Genomic DNA, 19,559 nt, shown 5'->3' with positions numbered 1-19,559 from the left:
CGTGTGCATCTAACGCCCAGCGTAACCGGCCGGCTTTGGAGTGCCAGCGGAAAAGCCGGTCCGCGTTGACGCTCTTGTTAGGCCTCGACGGATATTCATCGCTAGTTGTCTAGCTTTTCGTGAAGCGAATCTAATGCGGAGTCAATCATTTGGAAAACATTGATGAAGCGGATAGCCCAATCCAAACTCTTCTCGGCTTGTGCGAGAGAGATCAGCTTGGCCTGCATTTGTGACTTCTTCCCATCCTTTACCTTAAACGGTTCGAGTTCACCGCCTGCGTCAACTGCGAATGAATCAAACCACGACGGATGCTCTTCATAGATGGTTTTAATCCAATCATCAGGGAAGAGGCCTTCGATAGCAAAGCGTGAACGTACCGATACAAAATGCCTGTTTGCTTCGAATGGGATTGATTTCTGCCCGAAGTAGGCTTGAAGATCCTTTCGTTCCTTCTCTCCTGCGTCGTCGCCATCGAATACTGCTACACAGGCGTATTCTTGCCTAATAAACTGATATGTTGCCCTAAGGAACCCAGAAAGATGCTTAACGCCACCGAAGTCTTCGAATCTTGAGTGTCGAACAAATGAAAGTGGATAACTGTCCTCCGGCAGCTTATCTAGCACCCATTCAAATAGCTCTCTGTCCGTTGGGCCTTCCACAAGTATATTGAAGAGAGCCAAGTTGTAGAAATCACCGAATTTGATACCTAGGGCGCCTCGGATAGAAGATACTGCTTCCGAGAACGTTTTATAACTCTCTACTTCCGTTCTGTTCTTCGAATTAAGGCGAGTACCACTCACATGATTCGGATTTTGTGGCACAAACGCCATGGAGTGTGTAGTCTTAATCACAGTTGCATCTTGAGCCAAATTCTCCAAAATAGAATTACAATTTCCCGCAAGATCTGGATGCAGATACGACTCTGGCTCTTCTAGTAGCCACAACGGTTCTCGCCCCTCCGATTTTTCTTGTTTCGTTATCCATCGAAAAGCCGCTAATAAGGCTGCGGACTGAAACCCCATCCCTTTTTCGTGTATTGGCGTCTTCTGAGGGTCGGAGATCATAAAGTCGAAGCCAGACACTAAAGCTTCGACCGATTGATTAGGCAGAGAGAAACCGGCTTCATATTCCGAAAGGTTGGCGCTTTTAAGCTACGCATTTAGTGCGTCCGCAGCCTCTTCTAGGCTGTCGTTTATTTCTGAAAGATGAGGCTCGATTACTTTCGATACCTTTCGGCGAAGAAAAGGCGTCAGGAGATCTTGGTATATCTGGCCAATGCTCTTAGCAGAGGGTACGTAGTGAAGACTAAACATACTAATTAGTCGATTAAGAAGGGCTATGTGGGTTCGGCAGTATTGCGCAGCCTGTGCGCCTGGCTTAGGTCTTTTAATATTAGGGAAGAAGCTATATACCGGGGTGTCCGTATCGGTGAAGTAAAGGGTGAGGTTGAGTTGGCTGCCGGTTCTCTCAGTACCCTGCAATTCATGAAGCTCGTCGACGCTATCATAGATCTCTTTTTCCGTTTGAGGATCGCCGTCAAATATCGCCGCAATACTCGTTCTTGCTTTGCCAACACCAAATGTGAGATCGCTCTCACGCGTGTACCCATAGGTGTTTGCTTGGCCGGTAAACAAAACCTGAATTGCCCTCAGAAGGTTAGTTTTTCCAGAGTTATTAGGGCCAACCAACGTCATTTCACCCTGGATTGGGAAATGCTGTTCCGCTTCAATTGACCGGAAATTACGTACGCGAATTTCAGTTAATTTCATTATCTTTCTGCCATTTCCAAAGCACTCTGCCTAACTAGAAGTAGGCACCACTACTGGTGTGATGAAACACGCCAATACTGGTGTGTAACGCTCAGTCTGTCGCCCCCGAAGCCCGCCAAGCGGGGTTTTCGCCGGGATTACACACCGATAACTACAGCGAGGAAAGACGCCAGGAATCAAATGCCGATACTGCTGGATGCGGTTCTTGAGTGAGTTCGCTTGAAGCACCGCAGTGTTGGCGCACGGGCAGGGACGCCGATTGACTCCGGCGCTTCTGTGTTCGATCGTCGAGGAGTGAGCGGCGCCAGTCCGCCGATTTTGCCTTGGGCACGTCCGCCCCGCTCGTTCCCTGTTGTTGTTATCCATGACGGGGCCTGTCCGGCGTCGCTTAATTGAGACGCTACCGGAAATCGCTTTGGCTGCCAAACGGTTGTTCTAACCGGCGAATCAGCCAGTAATGAACGGTGCGGCGTTCAGTGCCAGCAGCGGTGGCCCGATCCACACCAGAGGTTGCCAGCGGACTGGTCCGCCCGTCTTGCGGCCGGGCCAGCGGCCGATGCGCAGTGCCAGGGCTAGGAGGGCCGCGCCGAGAAGCAGGGCTGATCCACCGGCCTGCAGGAGGGCGGCGGTGTCCTCCGCGGCTTCGGTGGCCTCGGGTGGGGCCACGTCCATGGCCGACGCCAGCAGGAAGAGCCCGAATGTGGCGCCGTTGTGCAGGGCGTGGATGAGCACGCCGGTCCACACGCTGCCGGTGAGCCACACGGCCACACCCAGGAGCACGCCGAAGGCGACGTAGACGGGCACCAGTTGCGGCAAGCCATGCAGCCAGGCGAACACGGTGGCGGAGATGGCGATGGCAGCCGGAACGCCCCAGCGCTGGCCCACCTGGTATTGCAGACGGCCGCGCACCAGCAGTTCCTCGATGAGCGGGGCGGCCAGCAGCAACATGATCAGAAGCATCCAGAGGCCGCCGGGTTGGGCGAGGACGCCCTCCAGCACCGGCACCCAGACCTGTTCCGGCTCCGTCAGTGCGGTGAACACGGCGATGCCGCCGTAGTTGAGCACCGGGATGGCAACCAGCAGCAGGATGAAGCCGCCGGCGCTGGCCTTCGGGGGGCCAAGGCGGTAGACAGTCCACCGGCGGGCGAAACCCTTCTGCCACGGACGCAGCAGGGCGGCGAGGAACACCACCAGCGCCAGGGCCATCAGGGCGGGCCGGCCGGCGGCTGGGAGGCCGTCGAGGCGCAGCGGCCACTGGGTTAGCAGCGAGCCGGCCACGGCCAGCAAGGCGCACCAGAGTGTCAGGGCCAGCGGCTCCATGTGCCGCCAGGGAATTGCCCGCATGGACAAGTCTCACCTCAGTGTCGTCGTTTCACCCGGACGCGGCCCACCAGCCGTTTCCAGCCGATCACGGCGCCGGTGAGGCTGAACGCCAGCCCCGCCAGCGACAGGCTCAGCACCACCACGTCCCACAGCGGCCGGCGCTCCCACAGCACCGGGAAGTCCAGGCTGTGGAGGCCATTGTACAGCCAGCGCCGCCAGCGTCCGCTGTGGTCGATGCGGGATTCAATGGCCGCCGTCTCCGGGTTGATGTAGAGGGTGGTGCCGTCCGGGTCGTCGAAGCGCAGGCGAAGCACGGGCAGGGGCCGGTGGCTGCGGCGGGCGTAGTAGTAGTAGTCGTAGTCCGTGAGCCGGGTGGTCTCGGTGATGCTGCCTTCACTGACCAGCCCTTCGGCGCGGGCGGTCAGGGTGTCAGCGTCCGGCTCGAAGGGGCTGCCATCGGCCCGGCGCACGCGGCTGGTGTCGGCGCCGTGGAGGTGGACGAGCGGGGCACCGGCCTGACGGTCCCATTCCAGCTCGCGCACGCCATCGGGGGCATTGGCGAGCAACGCGGCCGGTGGAACGACAGCCTCGGTGATCAGGGGGCCATCCTCCCACGTCGCCGTCTGTTCGCGATCCGGGGCGGGAGAAGTGAACACGCGACCGGGATTCATGGACAGCAGGCCGCTCACCATGAACGTGAACACGAACACCACGCAGGCGATGCCGAGGATGTGGTGCCAGCGGTGCCAGCCCCGGTAGGGGGTCATGCGGCCGCCCTTGTAGCGCCGCCGGACACGAAGCCGCCAGATGCCGACCAGGGTGCCCGTGATGATCAGTGCGATGGCCGGCACGCACAGCCAGATGACGAACTGCCGCCACAGCTCGGGGTGCTGGCGAAGTTGCCACGGGTAGATCCAGTGCACCACAGCGCCCACCCAGTTCCAGCCCCGCTCGAAACGCGTCGTGGTCTGCACCACCTCGCCCGTGCTGGAAGATAGATAGAGCCAGGAGACGGCGTCGTCGTCCATGCGGGCGCGCACCAGGGGCCGGTGGGCGTTGAAACGCCCCGGTACGGTCCACTGGTCCACTTCCACGGGCTCCAGGGCGGCCACCTCGGCGCCGGCGTGGCGGCGTGCGGCGGCCTGGACGTCCATGTCTTCCAGCGTCAGGGGCGCGCCGGTGGCGGCATCGACGCTGTGCCATTCACCGCCTTGCCGAACGTGATACGCGGGCCGACCGGGTGCGGCGTTGAGGCGCAGGGCGTCCACGTCGCCGTAGCGCTCAACCACCGCGCCGGGAGACACCAGCTCCATATCGGCCTCCAGTGGGGGCAGCCCGGCCAGGCGGGCCTCGTCGTCCAGCGACGGGTAGCCCACGTACATGAGCACGATGCCCGAGGCGAACCACATGGCGATGAGCAGGCACAGGGCGATGCCCAGGTAGCGGTGCCAGAGGTAGATGTGCCGCTTCACCGACATCAGAAGTGCGTGCTCAGGGTGAGGTCGACGCTGCGGGACTCGCCCAGCAGCCACTGGCTGCCGCCGAACGAGCTCCAGCTCACGTGCTGCTCGTCGGTGAGGTTGCGCCCGCGCAGGGTCACTTCCGCCGAGCGGAACTGCCACGTGGCGGCGGCGCCGAACAGTGTGTACGAGGGCACATCGACGGTATTGGCATCATTGCCCTGGCGTGGGCCCACGTAGCGGGTGTTGGCTTCCAGCGTGAGCCGATCGGTGGCGAACCATTCGGCGCGCAGGTTCGCCAGGCGCTCCGGCACGTTGGGCGGGGTGTTGCCGTCGTAGCGGTCGTCCTCGGTGGCGTAGTCGGCGAACTCGGCGTTCAGTAGCGTGCCGTCCGCCTGGAACCGCCAGTCCCGCCACGGGCGGACGGCGACCTCCAGTTCCACACCCCGGGACTCCTGGCGGCCGATCTGGCGTTCCAGGTCCCGGTCGTCCGGGTCACGCACGCTGAGGTTGCGCTTGGCGATGTCGTACACGGCGATGGTCCACTGCAGCCGATCATCCCACGCGCGCTGCCGCAACCCCAGCTCGACTCCGCGGGAGCGCTCCAGGCGGTCGCCCTCGCTCCCGGGCGAGAAGGTCACGGTGCTGCCGGTGGGCTTGGCGCCGGTGGCGTACTGGGCGTAGGTGGTGACCCCGGCGGGGAGTTCCCACACGGCTCCGATGCGGCCGGTGGTCGGACGGTACCGTTCGGTGGTGCGCTCGTCCTCCCGCAGATCCTCGCCGTCCAGGCGGATGAGTTCGTGACGAAGGCCACCGACAAGACTCAGGCCGCCGCCGAGCCGCAGGCGGTTCTCGCCGAATACCGCATAGCGGTGGTTGGTGGTTCGTACACCCGGCTCAAACGGGGTATCCGAGAAGTAAAGCCCGGGATCCGGGTTGTCCACATCGACCGTATCCTCCCCTTGATAGGGTGAATTATTGCTGTGCTCGAATCGGTTGCGACTGACATCCAGGCCCACGCTCACCCGGTGGGGCAGTCCGAGCAGGGTGTGGTCGTGGATCGCCTCCAGGCGGTTGCCGAACAGCGTCTGGTCATGGGTGATCTGGATGGGCACGCTGCGGCGGATCACGTCCTCGTCGGGGTCGTAGTTGTAGGCCTCGACGTTTTTCCAGTTGCGCTCGCCGGTGTGGGCGTAGACCCGGTTGCGCACCTGCAGGCGATCCGTGGCGGCGAAGTCGGTGTCGAAGCGCAGCCAGTAGCCCTCCATGTCCATCTCGGCATCGGCTACATTGTAGTTGTTGCCGACGGTCCGCTCGTCGATGCCGCCGTCGATTACCGGGGTGCCGAAATAGGGCTCGATGTCATCACGCTGGACCTCCCCGGAGAGGGTGAACCGCAGCCGCTCGGAGGCATCGAAGCGGAGCGATCCCCCGAGGCTCTCGTACCGGGCGCCGCTGCGGTCGATCTCGCCGTCGCGCGTCAGGCGGCTGGCATCAACCCGGTAGGAGAGGCCGTCCACCTCCGTGGGCCCGCCGGCGCCGGCGGCAACCCGCGTTTCACCGAATGAGCCAGCGCCGAGCAGCAGGTCCCCGGAGCTTTGCTCCGGATCGGGCCGGCGCGGCACGAAATTGATGGCACCCGCCACCGCGCCCTCGCCGTGGAGCACCGAGGCCGGGCCGCGCAGCACTTCCACACGATCGTAGAGCCAGTTGCTGCCCGGCCTTGCGAACATGCTTGGCACCGCCACCCGGACGCCGTCGTAGAGGATGGTGATGTCGTTGCCGGTGAACCCGCGACTGGAAAAGGAGGCCGGTGCCCCCGGTGGCTCGCCGCCGGTGAATCCGCCGGCCGCTTCGACTGCCTCGCGCGTGTTCCGCACGCCGCGGGCGCGCTGGGTGTCTGCGTCGATCACCGTGGCGCTGGCGGGGAGATCCTCCAGCGGCAGACCCAGGCGGCTGGCGGTGCTTGCCGGCTGGTCGAGACCCAGTTCGTCCGTGGCTCCGGCACCTTCCACCTCCAGCACCCGGAGTGTGGTGTGATCACCGGCGGCGGCGATACCGGTCAGCGACAATGCCAGCACCAGGCTGGCGGCTGTCAGCACGTCCCCGGAGGACCGTCGTGGATTCGCGTTGCGCGCACGCTCCGTGTTCATCCTGGTTGCTCCTGTCCCTTGGTTATCAAAGCTCCTGCGGGCGAGGGACCAGGGAACGAGGAGGCGACCTGTCCGGGCGTGGTGGACAGGCGGAACGGACTGCACGGCATGGCCGACAGGCACCGAGTCGCGGCGTCCTCGCCAGCAGTGCCCCTCGCACCACCAGGAGATGTCCCGCATGAATGCGGGACGGCTCATCGGGCCGGTCTCCGGACTCGCGTGCGGGCGTCAAGACACCCGAGCGGACCGCCTTCCCGTGGCATCAGCCACAGTGGCGGGGATGGTCCGCTGCAACACGCTCACCGTTGCGGGGGCAGTCCCGGACTCGGCAGCAGCTATTGGCTCCTGCCTCACCGGGTTCCCGTTTCACCTTTCCGGCCGGAACGGCCTGAAGGCACCCGAGAGCAAGCGGTGAACCTACCGGGTGCGAGATGCCGAATCAAGCGATCCAGAAACCTGCGAAAAGGGACGGCGGCATGCGATGATCACGGGTCGGGTCGGTCACACACGTTGGTTCTGCAACGAGAGAGGCGCCAGCATGGGCGAGATGAAGTATCGGGATTTGCGCGACTTCATGGATCGGCTGGAGCGCGACGGCGAGCTCAAGCGCGTTTCCGCATCGGTGGATCCCTACCTGGAGATGACCGAGATCTGCGACCGGACCCTGCGCAAGAGCGGCCCGGCGCTGCTGTTCGAGAACCCTGTGGGCTCGCGCACGCCGGTGCTGGGCAACCTGTTCGGCACCCCCTACCGCGTGGCCCTGGGCATGGGCGCCGAGGATACCGAGGCGCTGCGGGAGATCGGCAAGCTGCTCGCCTTCCTCAAGGAGCCGGACCCACCCAAGGGCATGAAGGATGCCTGGAAACAACTGCCCATCTTCAAGCAGGTACTGAACATGGGGCCGAAGACGGTGCGCCGCCCGGAGTGCCAGGAGCACGTGGTCGAGGGCGAGAACGTGGATCTCTCACGCCTGCCCATCTGGACCTGCTGGCCCGGCGACGCCGGGCCGCTGATCACCTGGGCGCTGGTGGTCACCCGCGGCCCGCACAAGGAGCGGCAGAACCTGGGCATCTACCGCCAGCAGGTGATCGGCCGCAACCGGGTGATCATGCGCTGGCTGGGCCACCGCGGCGGCGCCCTGGACTTCCAGGAGTGGCAGCAGGAACACCCCGGCGAGCCCTTCCCGGTGGCCGTGGCCCTGGGCGCGGACCCGGCCACCATCCTGGGCGCCGTCACGCCGGTGCCGGACACGCTCTCCGAGTACGCCTTCGCCGGGCTGTTGCGGGGCAGCAAGACGGAGCTCGGCAAATGCCTGGGCTCCGACCTGCAGGTACCGGCCTCGGCGGAGATCGTGCTGGAGGGCCACATTTACCCGGACGACTGGGCCGACGAGGGGCCGTTCGGCGACCACACCGGCTACTACAACGAGGTGGACCGCTTCCCGGTGTTCACCATCGACCGCATCACCCACCGCAGCAATCCGGTGTATCACAGCACTTACACCGGCCGGCCGCCGGACGAGCCCGCCGTTCTCGGGGTGGCCCTGAACGAGGTGTTCGTGCCCATACTGCAGAAGCAGTTCCCGGAGATCACCGACTTCTACCTGCCGCCGGAGGGCTGTTCCTACCGCATGGCGGTGGTGACCATGAAGAAGCAGTACCCGGGCCACGCCAAGCGGGTGATGCTGGGGGTGTGGTCGTTCCTGCGGCAGTTCATGTACACCAAGTTCGTCATTGTCACCGACGACGACGTCAACGCCCGGGACTGGAACGACGTGATCTGGGCCATGACCACCCGCATGGACCCGCAGCGCGACAGCACCTTCGTGGACAACTCGCCCATCGACTCCCTGGACTTCGCCTCGCCGGTCTCGGGGCTCGGCTCGAAGATCGGCTTCGACGCCACCAACAAGTGGAAGGGCGAGACCAACCGCGAATGGGGGCGGCCCATCACCATGGACCCGGAGATCAAGCAGCGGGTCGATGCGCGCTGGGACGAGCTGGGCATCGACACCTGAGCAGGCGCCAGGTGGTCGTTGACCGCGGACCTTCGGGAACCGGGTCGGTTTCCGGGTGGTCCGCTATGTAAGGGCATTGGCGTTGCGGCGTTCCAGTGAACGGGGCGTTACGTCACAATGGGCGAGGCCCCTGCGGGGCGCGCCGGTGTCAGTCGCACGCACCACGGGTCACGGACATGAGCTACCAGGTCACCATTGAGCCCAGCGGTCACCAGTTCCCTGTCACCGGGGAAGAATCCGTCCTGGACGCCGCGCTCAGGCACGGGCTGATCATCCCTTACAGCTGCCGCAACGGCACCTGCCTGACCTGCATGGGCAAGGTGGTCGAGGGCGAGATCGACTACCCCGGCGGCGAGCCGCCCGACTGCCTGGACGAGACGGCGGTGGCCGTGGGCCAGGCGTTGTTCTGCCAGGCCCGCCCCACCAGTGACCTGGTGATCGAGGTGCGTGAAGTGCGGGATGCGGGCGATCTGGCACCCCGGCGGACACGCTGCCGCGTCGCGGGCATGGAACGCTTGTCCCGCGACGTCATGCGCCTGCAGCTGAAGCTGCCGGAGGCCGAGCGGCTGGCCTTCCTGCCGGGCCAGTACATCGACATCCTGCTCCGGGACGGCCGGCGGCGCAGTTTCTCCCTGGCCAATGCACCCCATGACGATGAGCTGCTGGAGTTGCACGTCCGCCATATTGAGGGCGGCGAGTTCAGCGAGCAGGTCTTTTTCAACATGGAGAAGAAGGCGTTGCTGCGCATGGAGGGGCCCTACGGGCAGTTCTACCTGCGCGAGGATGACGAACGCCCCATTCTGATGATGGCGGGCAGCACAGGGATTGCACCGCTGAAGAGCATGTTGGACCATCTAGTCCATATTGATAACAATCGCGAGGCACATCTCTACTGGGGCGTTCGCCAACGCCAGGATCTGTACCTGGACAAGGAACTGCGCACCCTGGCGGAGCGCTGCTCCTGGCTCACGTACACGCCCTGCCTGTCGGAGCCGCGGACTGACGATGACTGGGAGGGCAGAATCGGCCTGGTGCATAACATGCTGCTGCATGACTACCCGGATCTTGGCGGCCATGCGGTCTATATGAGTGGGCCGCCGGCAATGATCGCCGCAGCCCAGCGGGATTTTCACCGCCACGGGGTCGACCCGGACCATCTGTATCTGGATGCCTTCGAGTTCGCCGCCGACTCCAGGCCGGACCTGACAGCAGGGGCACAGGACGACGCCGCAACCGATTAAACGCCCCCGGCCAGGGGCAGAGTGGACAAACATTCCATGGGACGGACAAACATGCGTGGAAGCCACACGGGCCCGGACGCCCCCGCAGGACGCCGACCTCCCCCCACGACACCGACCGTGGCGGTGCTGGCGTGCGGTCTGCTGGTGACCGCCCTGGTCACCGGAATCACCGCTCACCAGGCCCACCAGAAGGACGTCAACGCATTCCATGCCGCCGCAGAGCGGACACTCGACGCTCTCGACGACACCATCGCACGGGACGTGGAGCGGGCGCAGAATCTTGCCCTGATGATCCGCGCCGGCGCCAGGATCGACGTCGAAGAGCCACCGAGCACCCGGGAACCGGCCAGCGACAGTAGCCTGGAGTTCCTCGCCTGGCTGGAGCCGGTCACTGACAGTGACCAGTTCCGCGTCACGCCGCTGTTGTCCACGACCGGCGGACAGGCCGTCGCCAGTCGCCTGCTGGAGACCGGCAATGACGGTACCCGGGCGTCACGACAGGCGCTGGACCGCGCTCTGGAGTCCGGCAAGCTGACGGGCAATCGCGACACCGTGGTATTCCAGGTTAACGGCGACGCCACGCCGGGCTTCATGGCGTTCCTTCCGGTCTCCGCCGGCGGGGCAGCCGACGGCGTCATTGCTCTGGGCCTGCGGCTGGACCGGCTGGCAAGCATCGCCCGCGACGACCGCGAACTGACCATGCACATCTTCAAGGGCGATCGCGAAAACCTCCTGCTGTACGGCCCCGGGGACAATGCCGGAGTTGCCGAACACACCGATGCGTCCGCGTTGCGAGAGCAACTCCACGCGCAGCGGGAGTTCGTCATCGCGTCGCAACGCTGGACGGCGTACCTGACACCGGCCGACCGACCCACCTGGCTCAGTGCGACCGCGGCCTGGCCGCTGCTGGGCGGACTGGTGCTAACGGGCATGGCCGGATGGCTGGTTCGCCGCCAGCGCTCGACCACCGGCGCCCTGACAGGCGATCTCGACCAGACCCGGCAGCAATTGCAACTGCTACACCGGGATTACGCGGCCACCCGGGAAACGCTGGACCGGGAAACCGTTGCGCGCACCACCACGGAACACTGCCTGGACCTGCTGGAAGGGGCGAGCGGTGACGCCGTGCTGCGCCTTTCAGAGTCGCGGATGATTCTGAACGCATCGCCGGGCGTAACACAGGTGCTGGGACTCACGCCGGACGAACTTATCGGCCGCTCCCTGGCCAGCGTGGTACACCACGAGTCCCCGCCCGGCGAGCCGGCCGACACGGACAACCCGGAGGACAACGCCGAGCTGACGTTCCTGGCCAGCGCGGCCGATGGCACCGGATACCGGCTATCCGGGCGCCTGCTGCGACTGCCACAGGGCATGAGTAACGCCGAGGCGGAACTCCTGATCCTGCGGCGACCGGAAGCCACCGATGCCACGCAAGCTCCGCTGTCGGACGACCCGTTCCGCGAGGCCTTCGACCGCGCGTCCACCGGCATGAGCCTGTTCCATCCGGAAACGGGCCACTGCCTGTATGTGAACCAGGCCCTGTGCGACATCCTCGGCTACGCTCAGGACGAGCTGCTGAACATGACCTACCACGACCTGACACACCCGGCAGACCAGCATGCGACCCGCGAGCAACTGGACGCCATCCGCAACGCCTCCGGGGACAGCTTCCGGGTGGAAAAACGCTACCTGCACAAGACGGGGCGCGTCCTTTGGGTAGAGGTCACTGGTAGCTTGCTCCGCGACAACGACGGCCGGGAACTCTACGTCGCCAGCCAGATCCGCGACATCACCGACCAGAAGCAGACCGAACAGGCCCTGCAGCGGATCAACCACCGTCACGACCTCATCCTCAACGCCGCTGCCGAAGCGATCTTCGGGCTGGATACCCGGGGGCGAGTGGTGTTCGCCAACGCCGCGGCCTGTCACCTGCTCAGCCGCGAACCGGCGACCATCGAGGGGCAACCCCTGGAAGCGCTGCTGCGCCACCGGGATGACGCGGTGGCCGATGACTGGCCGCTGCAGACGTGCCTCGAGCAGAAGCAATTCAAACAGGCAGACGGCGCGGTTTTCCGCCGCGGGGACGGCAGTCTCTTCCCCGCCGACTACACCGTCTCCCCCATGGTGGACGATGGTCACGTCACCGGTGCCGTGGTGGTCATGACGGACGCCTCCGAACGCCACGAGGGTGAGGCGCGCTTCCACAGCGCTTTCGAGGACGTGGCCGTGGGCATGGCGCTGATTGCCCTGGACGGCCACTTCCTGCGTGCCAACGCGGCCCTGTGCAGTCTGGTGGGGTACGACGCCGAGGATCTGCTGGCCATGCGCTCCACCGATCTCCTGCACCCGGAAGACCGTGAGGCCAACTACCGCACCAACCGGCTGCTGCTTGACGGCGGCCGCCCCACGGGGCCCGTCGAGCAGCGCCTCCGCCATCGTGACGGTGGCATCGCCTGGGCGCTGACCAGCACATCGCTGGTCCGTGACCCCGGCGGCGAACCCCGGTATCTGCTCAAGCAGGCCCAGGACATTACCCCGCGCAAGGTGGCCGAGGCCGCCCTGCGCACCAGCGAGGCCCGGTTCCGCGGCATCTTCGAGCAGGCGGCGGTGGGCATGGCGCTGCTGGACGGCGAGGAGGCTACCGTGCAACAGCTCAACGAGGCCCTGCGCACGGTCCTGCGCTGTGACGTCGAGGCGCTGACGGGGCGGCCATTCGTCGAACTGATCCATGCGGAGGACCGCCACCAAGTGGTCGCGGCGCTGGCCTCGCCGAGCGGCGGGCGCGGCCATACCGTGCATGTCCGCATCACGGGCTGCCAGGGAACCACATCGACCATGCGGCTGCGTCTGGCGCGGATCGACGACAATCGCTCCGGCGGCAACCCGCTTCACCTGGTCCAACTGGACCCGGGCCCCTGACCAGCCCTGCCTCAGCCGCTATACTGCGCCTTCGCTGTACGGGCGCAGGGGAGACAGGATGGCGAAGGCGGAACACCACGGCGTCGCGCTGTATTACGAAATCCACGGTGAGGGCTCACCCGTGGTGCTGATCATGGGACTCGGCGGCAGCGGCCGCGCATGGGGCCTGCAGCTCCCCGAGTTCGCCCGGCACCACTGTACCATTCTGCCGGACAACCGCGGCGTCGGCCGCTCGGACATGCCGGAGGGGCCGTACACCATGGCGGACTTCGCCGGTGACCTGGGGGCGGTCATGGACGCCGCAGGAGTGGAGGCGGCGCATCTGGTCGGGGTCTCCATGGGCGGCCTGGTGGCGCAGGAGTTCTACCACCTGCATCCGCAACGCGTGCACAGCATGACGCTGGTGGCCACCGGTGTGGGCCCGGCGGATCCCGCGTACATGCCGCCGGAGCAGGGCGTGTGGGATGTGCTGAACATGGACCGCGCCGCCAGCGACCCGCGCACGGTCACGGAGCGTATGAACGAACTCTTCTATCACCCGGACTACCGCGCCCGCATCCCGGACCTGACCGACCGCATCCTGCAGTTCCAGGAGCGGGAACCGCAGCCGGCCCACGCCTTCCACGCTCAGCTGGACTCCGCCAGCCGCCACACCATGAACAGCCCCCGTCTGCACCGGGTGACCGTGCCCTGCCTGATCGTCCACGGCGAGGATGACCGTGTGTGGCCCCCGGAGAATGCACGCTATCTGGCGGACCATCTCCCGGACGCACGCCTGGAACTGCTCCCACGCACCGGGCACATGCTGCCGCTGGAACAGCCGCGGGAGTTCAATCGTCGCGTACTGGCGTTCCTCGCCGGCGTCGACGCCCGACAGCCGGCATGACCATCTCCGTGAGCGATACCGCATTCCTGGACCGGGCGCTCACCGGGGTCTCGCGCACGTTCGCCCTGACCATCCCGCAACTGCCGGAGACCCTGCGCCCCGCCATCGGCAACGCCTACCTGCTGTGCCGGCTCGCCGATACCATCGAGGACGCCACCGCCCTCGCGCCGGAGGAAAAGCAGGCGCGGTTCGATCTGCTGGTTGCTGCCCTGGAGAACCCGGACGCCGCCGACGATCTCGGCGCCGCCCTGGAAGGCAAACTGACCAGCGCCACCGCGGCGGAGCATGCACTGGCCACCGACCCCCGACGCGTGTTCGCCATTTTCCACGGTCTGCCGCCGGAGCAGCAGGCGCCGGTGCGCCGCTGTGTCACCATCATGACGGCGGGCATGGCCCGTTTCGAGCGGCTCAAGTCACCCGCCGGGCTGGCCACCACGGAAGAGTTCCACGGCTACTGCTACCGGGTCGCCGGGGTTGTCGGCGAGATGCTCACCGACCTGTTTGCACTGGACGTACCGGCCATCGCCCGTGACCGGGCGGACATGCGGGAGCGGGCCGTGGCCTTCGGTCAGGGGCTGCAGATGACCAACATTCTCAAGGATGTCTGGGATGATCGCGCCAGCGGTGTCTGCTGGCTGCCCCGGGACACCTTTGCCCGCCATGGATGCGCCCTGACCGCCGGCGCCGAGTGGTATGGTGAACCCCCGTTTCGCGACGGCGTTCTGGAACTGGTGGCCGCCGCCCATGGCCACCTCCGGGAAGCCATGGCATACACGCTGGCGGTGCCACGGGACCAGCCTGGCATTCGCAGGTTCTGCGCCTGGGCGGTGTGTATGGCACTCTACACACTGCGTAACATCGGCAGGGCGCCGGGTTTCACCGCCGCCGACCAGGTGAAGATAACGCGCTGGCGTGTTCGCGCCGTGGTGGCGGAATGCGGCGTGAGCATACGCCACGACGGCCTGCTACGGGGCACGTTCGCCCGGGCCGCACGCGGCCTGCCCGCGCCGGGGGATTGCCACCCCAGCCTGATCACGACAGTGGAGGAGACGCCGTGGACCCGCACGCCGTGAGGACCGGCCCCATACGGTCGCTGCGCGCCAGCCTGTTGGCACTCCTGCTGCCAGTCATGACCGCGTGTGCCGGCAGCCCGCCACCACCCGAGCCGGACGCCTGGGATCCCATCGAGCCGGCCAACCGCCAAGTCTACGTCTTCAACGAACAGCTGGACCGCTTCGTCGCCAAGCCGCTGGCAGATGCCTACGTCTTCGTCACGCCCCGCTTCGCCCGCCGCGGTGTCACCAACTTCTTCGACAACATGGGCGAGCCCGGCAACGCCCTGAATAACACCCTCCAGGGCAAGCCCGGGGACGGTGCCAGGGACACGGGGCGTTTTCTGATCAACAGCACGCTGGGCCTTGCCGGGCTGTTCGACGTCGCTACGCCGCTGGGGCTGGAATCCACCGGCGACGAGGACTTCGGCCAGACGCTGGCCGTCTGGGGAGCGCCGGAGGGCATGTACCTGGTACTGCCGGCCTACGGGCCGAACAATACCCGTGACATCAATGACATCCCGGTGTCTCTGGCAAGCAATCCGGTGACCTACGTTGGCTGGACCGTTGCGTTACCGCTCTACGCCCTGGACCTGGTGAACACCCGGGCCCGTCTCGACCAGGCCGCCCGCTTCCGCAGCGAAGCCGCGCTGGACGAGTACGATTTCACCCGCTCCGCCTACCGGCAATACCGGGACAATCTGATCTGGGACGGCGAACCGCCGGAGGCGGACTTCTTCGACGACCTGGACGACGATTTCGACTGGTGAGGGCACAAGCCCGAGCATCGGATCGTAGCAGGACGTAGGGCGGACCTTCAGGTCCGCCTTCCCCTGGTTTGCCGGCCCGGGTGGCGCATCGAAGCCCGCAATGGTGGACCTGAAGGTCCACCCTACGGTTGCCGCGGTTTTCACGGCGCCACGTAGGAGCGGCGCAAGCCGCGACCAGAGCCCTCGCATTACCCGCTCACCCCACCTCCGCCAGCAACCGCCGGATCATGTCCTCCGCGTGCCTCGCGTACATGCCGCCGAAGAGATTCAGGTGGTTGAGCACGTGATAGAGCTGATAGAGATCCCGGCGGACGCCGTAACCGGCATCCAGCGGCCAGGCAGCCTCGTAGGCGTCATAGGCGGCCCGGGGCATGCGGCCGAACAGCTCCGACATGGCCAGATCGCTCTCCCGGTCGCCGTAGTAGACCGCCGGGTCGTAGAGCACCGGATGGCGGCTGTCATCGAAGGCGATGTTGCCGGACCAGAGATCGCCGTGAAGCAGTGACGGCGCCGGCCTGTAGTCACTGAAGAACGCGGGCAGCACCTCGCACAGGCGTTCACCATCACGCTGCAGGACGCCGGCATGGCCGTTGTCCGCCGCCAGCTGCAGCTGGAAGCGCAGACGGTGCTCCCGGTAGAAGCGGGCCCAGTCGGCATCCGGGGTGTTCACCTGGGGCGTCGAGCCGATGGTGTTGTCTCGGTGCCAGCCGTGGCGCTCGGCGGTGTAGCGGTGCATGCCGGCAAGCTGCTCGCCCAGGGCGGCTCCGTCACCTCGGCCGTGCAGGGTCAACCACTCCATCACCAGGTAGCTGCGCCCCGTGGCCTCGCCCCAGGTCAACGGCCGCGGCACGCGGATGGCATCGGCCGCGGCCATCTCCTCCAGGCCCTCCGCCTCGGCCTGGAACATGTCCAGGGCGTCGGCCCGGTTCACCTTGACGAACCAGGCACTGTCGTCGCCCTCCAGCCGGTAGGCGGCGTTGATGCTGCCGCCACCCACCGGGGCGCGATGGCGGGTGGCGTACGGCGTTCCGGCGGCGGTGGCGATGGCGGCGTCAATCGCTGACCAGGGCATGCTCCTCTCCATCGGCAACGCGGCTGGCGGCACGCCGGCGCACGCGCTCGGGCAACGGCAGGGCCGCCAGGGCGTCGGCGTCGGTGCCGGCCAGATGAATTGTGTCGTGAACGGGGTCCAGCGGCGCATCGCGCCGAATGGTGGCTAGCTCCCGGGACAGGAACGCCATGTCCCGGTGCTCCTCCAGCAGACGCCGGACCCGCGCAGCCCCCCGCAGCGGCAAGGTCGGCACCGTATCCAGCCCCGTGTAGATGCCCTCCAGGTTTCCCAGTTGAGCCAGCAGGACCTGGGCCGTTTTCGGCCCGACCCCCGGAACGCCGGGGATGTTGTCCACGCTGTCGCCGGCCAGCCCCAGCAGATCGGGAACCTGGTCTGCCCGCACGCCCAGGGTCTCGGACACGGTGTAGCAGTCCATGCTGCGGCGGCCGCTGGCGTCCACCAGGCGGTCACCGGGCTCCAGCAGCTGGGCGTAGTCCTTGTCCGAGGTGAGATAGCGCATGCTGAAACCGTCGTCGCGGAAACGGTGGGCGACGGTGCCGATGAGATCGTCCGCCTCGTAGCGGTCGCTGCTCAGCGCGGTCACCCCGAGGGCGCGGGTGAGCTGCTGGCAGATGGCGATCTGGCGCTTGAGGTCTTCCGGCGCCTCGGGCCGGTTGGCCTTGTAGGCCGGATAGGTGTCGTTGCGAAAGCAGGTGGTCAGGCTCTCGTCGAAGGCCGCTAGCGCATGCTCCGGTGTCGCGTCCTCGAGGAAATCCAGCAGGAAGTTGCCGTAGCCGTAGACGGCGTTGGCGGGGTTCCCTGCGTCGTCACGAAGGCTCTCGTCGATGGAGAACCAGGCGCGAAAGATGTAGACGCTGGCGTCGATGAGGTAGAGAAGCTGCATGGTGCGGAGTTTACCAGGCGTGAGCATCATCGCGGCTGAAGCCGCTCCCACGGAAGCCCGGGGTTGGCGAGGCACCGTTGAGGGAGACGCTCCATGGCTCCGGCGACCATCCGTGCCCCGGCACCGCAGGGTGCATCTTGATGCACCGCAAACGGCCTCCGGCATGCCGCCTCGGGCAGCATATCGCGAGAAGGTACATCAAGATGCACCCTACGCGACTGACGTCGCTCCCACGGGATGGTCCAGGTGTGGGAGCGACGTCAGTCGCGACAGCGGCCAGGAGCCCTTAGGCGGTGGTTTCCTTCCGCGCCGCCTTGAGCTCTTCGTCACCGGCGTCGTCCAGCACACTGCGGCCGGCAAGCCGGTTCACGGCATTGAGCAGCGCATGCAGGGAGGCGGTGACAATGTTGCCATGGCGGGCCACGCCGAACAGAGTGGTCCCGTCCGGGCCCCGCATCTCCACGTAGGCCACCGCCTGGGCGTTGGCGCCGGCGTTGGTGGCGTGCTCGGTGTAGTCGGCCACCTGCAGCTCCACCCCCATATGCCGGGACAGTGCCGTGACGAAGGCATCGATGGGGCCGTTGCCCTCGGCGGCGATGATCCGCTCTTCACCATGTTCGCGGATGGTGGCGGTGAGCTTGTCGTTGCCGTCGGCATCGGTGCCCTCACGGTAGTCCACCAGTTCGAACGGGTGGGGGACCTGCATGTACTCGTTCTGGAACGCGTCCCAGATTTCCGGTGCCGTGAGCTCCCGGCCGGTGTCGTCGGTGACCTTCTGAATCACGTGGCTGAACTCGATCTGCAGCCGCCGCGGCATGGTCATGCCGTAATCGCGCTCCATCAGGTAGCTGATGCCGCCCTTGCCCGACTGGCTGTTGATGCGGATCACCGCCTCGTAGCTGCGACCCACGTCCTTGGGGTCGATGGGCAGGTAGGGCACCTCCCAGATGCCGTCCTTCGCCTGCGCGGCAAAGCCCTTCTTGATGGCGTCCTGATGGGATCCCGAGAACGCCGTGAACACCAGCTCGCCGGCATAGGGATGGCGCGGATGCACGGGCAGCTGGTTGCAGTACTCCACCAGCCGCACGGTCTCGTTGATGTCCGAGAAATCCAGCCCCGGATGCACGCCCTGGGTGTAGAGATTCATCGCCAGGGTGACCAGGTCCACGTTGCCGGTGCGCTCGCCATTGCCGAACAGCGTGCCTTCGATGCGATCGGCACCCGCCATCACCGCCAGTTCCGCCGCCGCCACGGCGGTGCCGCGATCGTTGTGAGGGTGGACCGAGAGGATGATGCCATCGCGGCGCTTGACCTGTCGGCAGAACCACTCGATCTGGTCGGCATGGATGTTCGGCGTGGAGACTTCCACCGTCGCCGGCAGGTTGACGATCACCCGGTTCTCCGGCGTCGGCTGCCAGACGTCGTTGACGGCGTCCACGATCTCCACGGCGTAGTCCAGCTCCGTCTGGGTGAAGCTCTCCGGCGAGTACTGGAACAGCCAGCGGGTCTCCGGCTGCTTCGCCGCCAGGGCCTTCACCAGCCTGGCGCCTTCCACGGCCAGCTCGGTGATGCCGTCCCGGTCCATGCCGAACACCACCCGCCGCTGCACGGTGGAGGTGGAGTTGTAGAGATGGAGAATGACGTTGGGCGCGCCCCGCACGGCCTCGAAGGTTTTCTCGATGAGCTCCGGCCGCGACTGCGTGAGCACCTGGATGTAGACGTCATCGGGAATGCTGCCGCTGTCGATGAGCTCCCGGCAGAAGTCATAGTCCGTCTGCGAAGCGGCGGGGAAACCCACCTCGACCTCCTTGAAGCCGATGCCCACCAGGGCATCGAACATGCGCCGCTTGCGCTCGCCGTCCATGGGCTCGATCAGCGCCTGATTGCCATCGCGCAGGTCGACACTGCACCAGTGCGGCGGACGCTCGATCACGGCGTCCGGCCAGGTTCGGTCCTTCAGTGGGACCTGTGGAAAGGCACGGTATTTGTCACTGGGCTGTTTCAACATGATTGC

Annotated in this window: 14 protein-coding genes and 1 riboswitch; of the genes, 6 read left to right on the top strand and 8 right to left on the bottom strand. The window is 65.7% G+C overall.

What is annotated here, in order from left to right; genetic code table 11:
* Positions 1 to 101: 101 nt before the first annotated feature.
* The 5 genes from KU884_RS00760 to KU884_RS00740 form a co-directional block, all read right to left on the bottom strand.
* On the bottom strand, positions 102 to 1,022 hold the full coding sequence (locus KU884_RS00760; protein WP_254432134.1) for a hypothetical protein: 921 nt from the start codon (positions 1,020 to 1,022) through the stop codon (positions 102 to 104).
* A 129-nt stretch (positions 1,023 to 1,151) separates the two neighbouring features.
* Positions 1,152 to 1,769, bottom strand: a complete 618-nt coding sequence (locus KU884_RS00755) for an AAA family ATPase (protein ID WP_167780829.1) — start codon at positions 1,767 to 1,769, stop codon at positions 1,152 to 1,154.
* A gap of 447 nt (positions 1,770 to 2,216) precedes the next feature.
* Complete coding sequence (locus KU884_RS00750; RefSeq protein WP_167780828.1) at positions 2,217 to 3,113, bottom strand: CPBP family intramembrane glutamic endopeptidase; 897 nt, start codon at positions 3,111 to 3,113, stop codon at positions 2,217 to 2,219.
* A gap of 14 nt (positions 3,114 to 3,127) precedes the next feature.
* On the bottom strand, positions 3,128 to 4,570 hold the full coding sequence (locus tag KU884_RS00745; RefSeq protein ID WP_167780827.1) for a PepSY-associated TM helix domain-containing protein: 1,443 nt from the start codon (positions 4,568 to 4,570) through the stop codon (positions 3,128 to 3,130).
* On the bottom strand, positions 4,570 to 6,705 hold the full coding sequence (locus KU884_RS00740; RefSeq protein ID WP_167780826.1) for a TonB-dependent siderophore receptor: 2,136 nt from the start codon (positions 6,703 to 6,705) through the stop codon (positions 4,570 to 4,572). The genes KU884_RS00745 and KU884_RS00740 overlap by 1 nt, the downstream gene beginning before the upstream one ends.
* A 182-nt stretch (positions 6,706 to 6,887) precedes the next feature.
* Positions 6,888 to 7,122: riboswitch (cobalamin riboswitch) on the bottom strand.
* A 130-nt stretch (positions 7,123 to 7,252) separates the two neighbouring features.
* On the opposite strand from KU884_RS00740, the gene ubiD reads away from it, so the two are divergent.
* From ubiD to KU884_RS00710, 6 genes are all read left to right on the top strand, one after another.
* Entirely contained in the window at positions 7,253 to 8,722 is a 1,470-nt protein-coding gene (gene ubiD / locus KU884_RS00735; protein WP_167784065.1) for a 4-hydroxy-3-polyprenylbenzoate decarboxylase, read from the top strand.
* 176 nt (positions 8,723 to 8,898) lie between these two features.
* On the top strand, positions 8,899 to 9,963 hold the full coding sequence (locus KU884_RS00730; RefSeq protein WP_167780825.1) for a CDP-6-deoxy-delta-3,4-glucoseen reductase: 1,065 nt from the start codon (positions 8,899 to 8,901) through the stop codon (positions 9,961 to 9,963).
* Positions 9,964 to 10,080: 117 nt separating this feature from the next.
* Positions 10,081 to 12,882 (top strand): PAS domain S-box protein, encoded by a 2,802-nt coding sequence (locus KU884_RS00725; RefSeq protein ID WP_167780824.1) that lies wholly within the window; start codon positions 10,081 to 10,083, stop codon positions 12,880 to 12,882.
* A 58-nt stretch (positions 12,883 to 12,940) separates the two neighbouring features.
* Complete coding sequence (locus KU884_RS00720) at positions 12,941 to 13,768, top strand: alpha/beta fold hydrolase (RefSeq protein ID WP_167780823.1); 828 nt, start codon at positions 12,941 to 12,943, stop codon at positions 13,766 to 13,768.
* Positions 13,765 to 14,841, top strand: a complete 1,077-nt coding sequence (locus KU884_RS00715) for a phytoene/squalene synthase family protein (RefSeq protein WP_167780822.1) — start codon at positions 13,765 to 13,767, stop codon at positions 14,839 to 14,841. Before KU884_RS00720 ends, KU884_RS00715 begins: the two co-directional genes overlap by 4 nt.
* On the top strand, positions 14,823 to 15,590 hold the full coding sequence (locus KU884_RS00710; RefSeq protein ID WP_254432133.1) for a VacJ family lipoprotein: 768 nt from the start codon (positions 14,823 to 14,825) through the stop codon (positions 15,588 to 15,590). The genes KU884_RS00715 and KU884_RS00710 overlap by 19 nt, the downstream gene beginning before the upstream one ends.
* Before the next feature lie 196 nt (positions 15,591 to 15,786).
* Here the strand turns inward: KU884_RS00710 and KU884_RS00705 are convergent, their stop codons facing one another.
* From KU884_RS00705 to leuA, 3 genes are all read right to left on the bottom strand, one after another.
* Complete coding sequence (locus KU884_RS00705) at positions 15,787 to 16,662, bottom strand: fructosamine kinase family protein (protein ID WP_217351398.1); 876 nt, start codon at positions 16,660 to 16,662, stop codon at positions 15,787 to 15,789.
* Positions 16,643 to 17,575 (bottom strand): 5'-3' exonuclease H3TH domain-containing protein, encoded by a 933-nt coding sequence (locus KU884_RS00700; RefSeq protein WP_254432132.1) that lies wholly within the window; start codon positions 17,573 to 17,575, stop codon positions 16,643 to 16,645. The genes KU884_RS00705 and KU884_RS00700 overlap by 20 nt, the downstream gene beginning before the upstream one ends.
* Before the next feature lie 256 nt (positions 17,576 to 17,831).
* Positions 17,832 to 19,553 carry a 2-isopropylmalate synthase gene (gene leuA / locus KU884_RS00695; RefSeq protein WP_167780820.1) on the bottom strand — a complete coding sequence of 574 codons (1,722 nt, stop codon included), beginning with the start codon at positions 19,551 to 19,553 and terminating at the stop codon, positions 17,832 to 17,834.
* Between the last annotated feature and the right edge of the window lie 6 nt (positions 19,554 to 19,559).

The organism is Aquisalimonas sp. 2447 (assembly GCF_012044895.1).
In the GTDB taxonomy this organism is placed as follows: domain Bacteria; phylum Pseudomonadota; class Gammaproteobacteria; order Nitrococcales; family Aquisalimonadaceae; genus Aquisalimonas.
The sequence above is the reverse complement of the archived record's forward strand: the minus strand, read 5'-3'. Positions and strand labels throughout refer to the sequence as shown.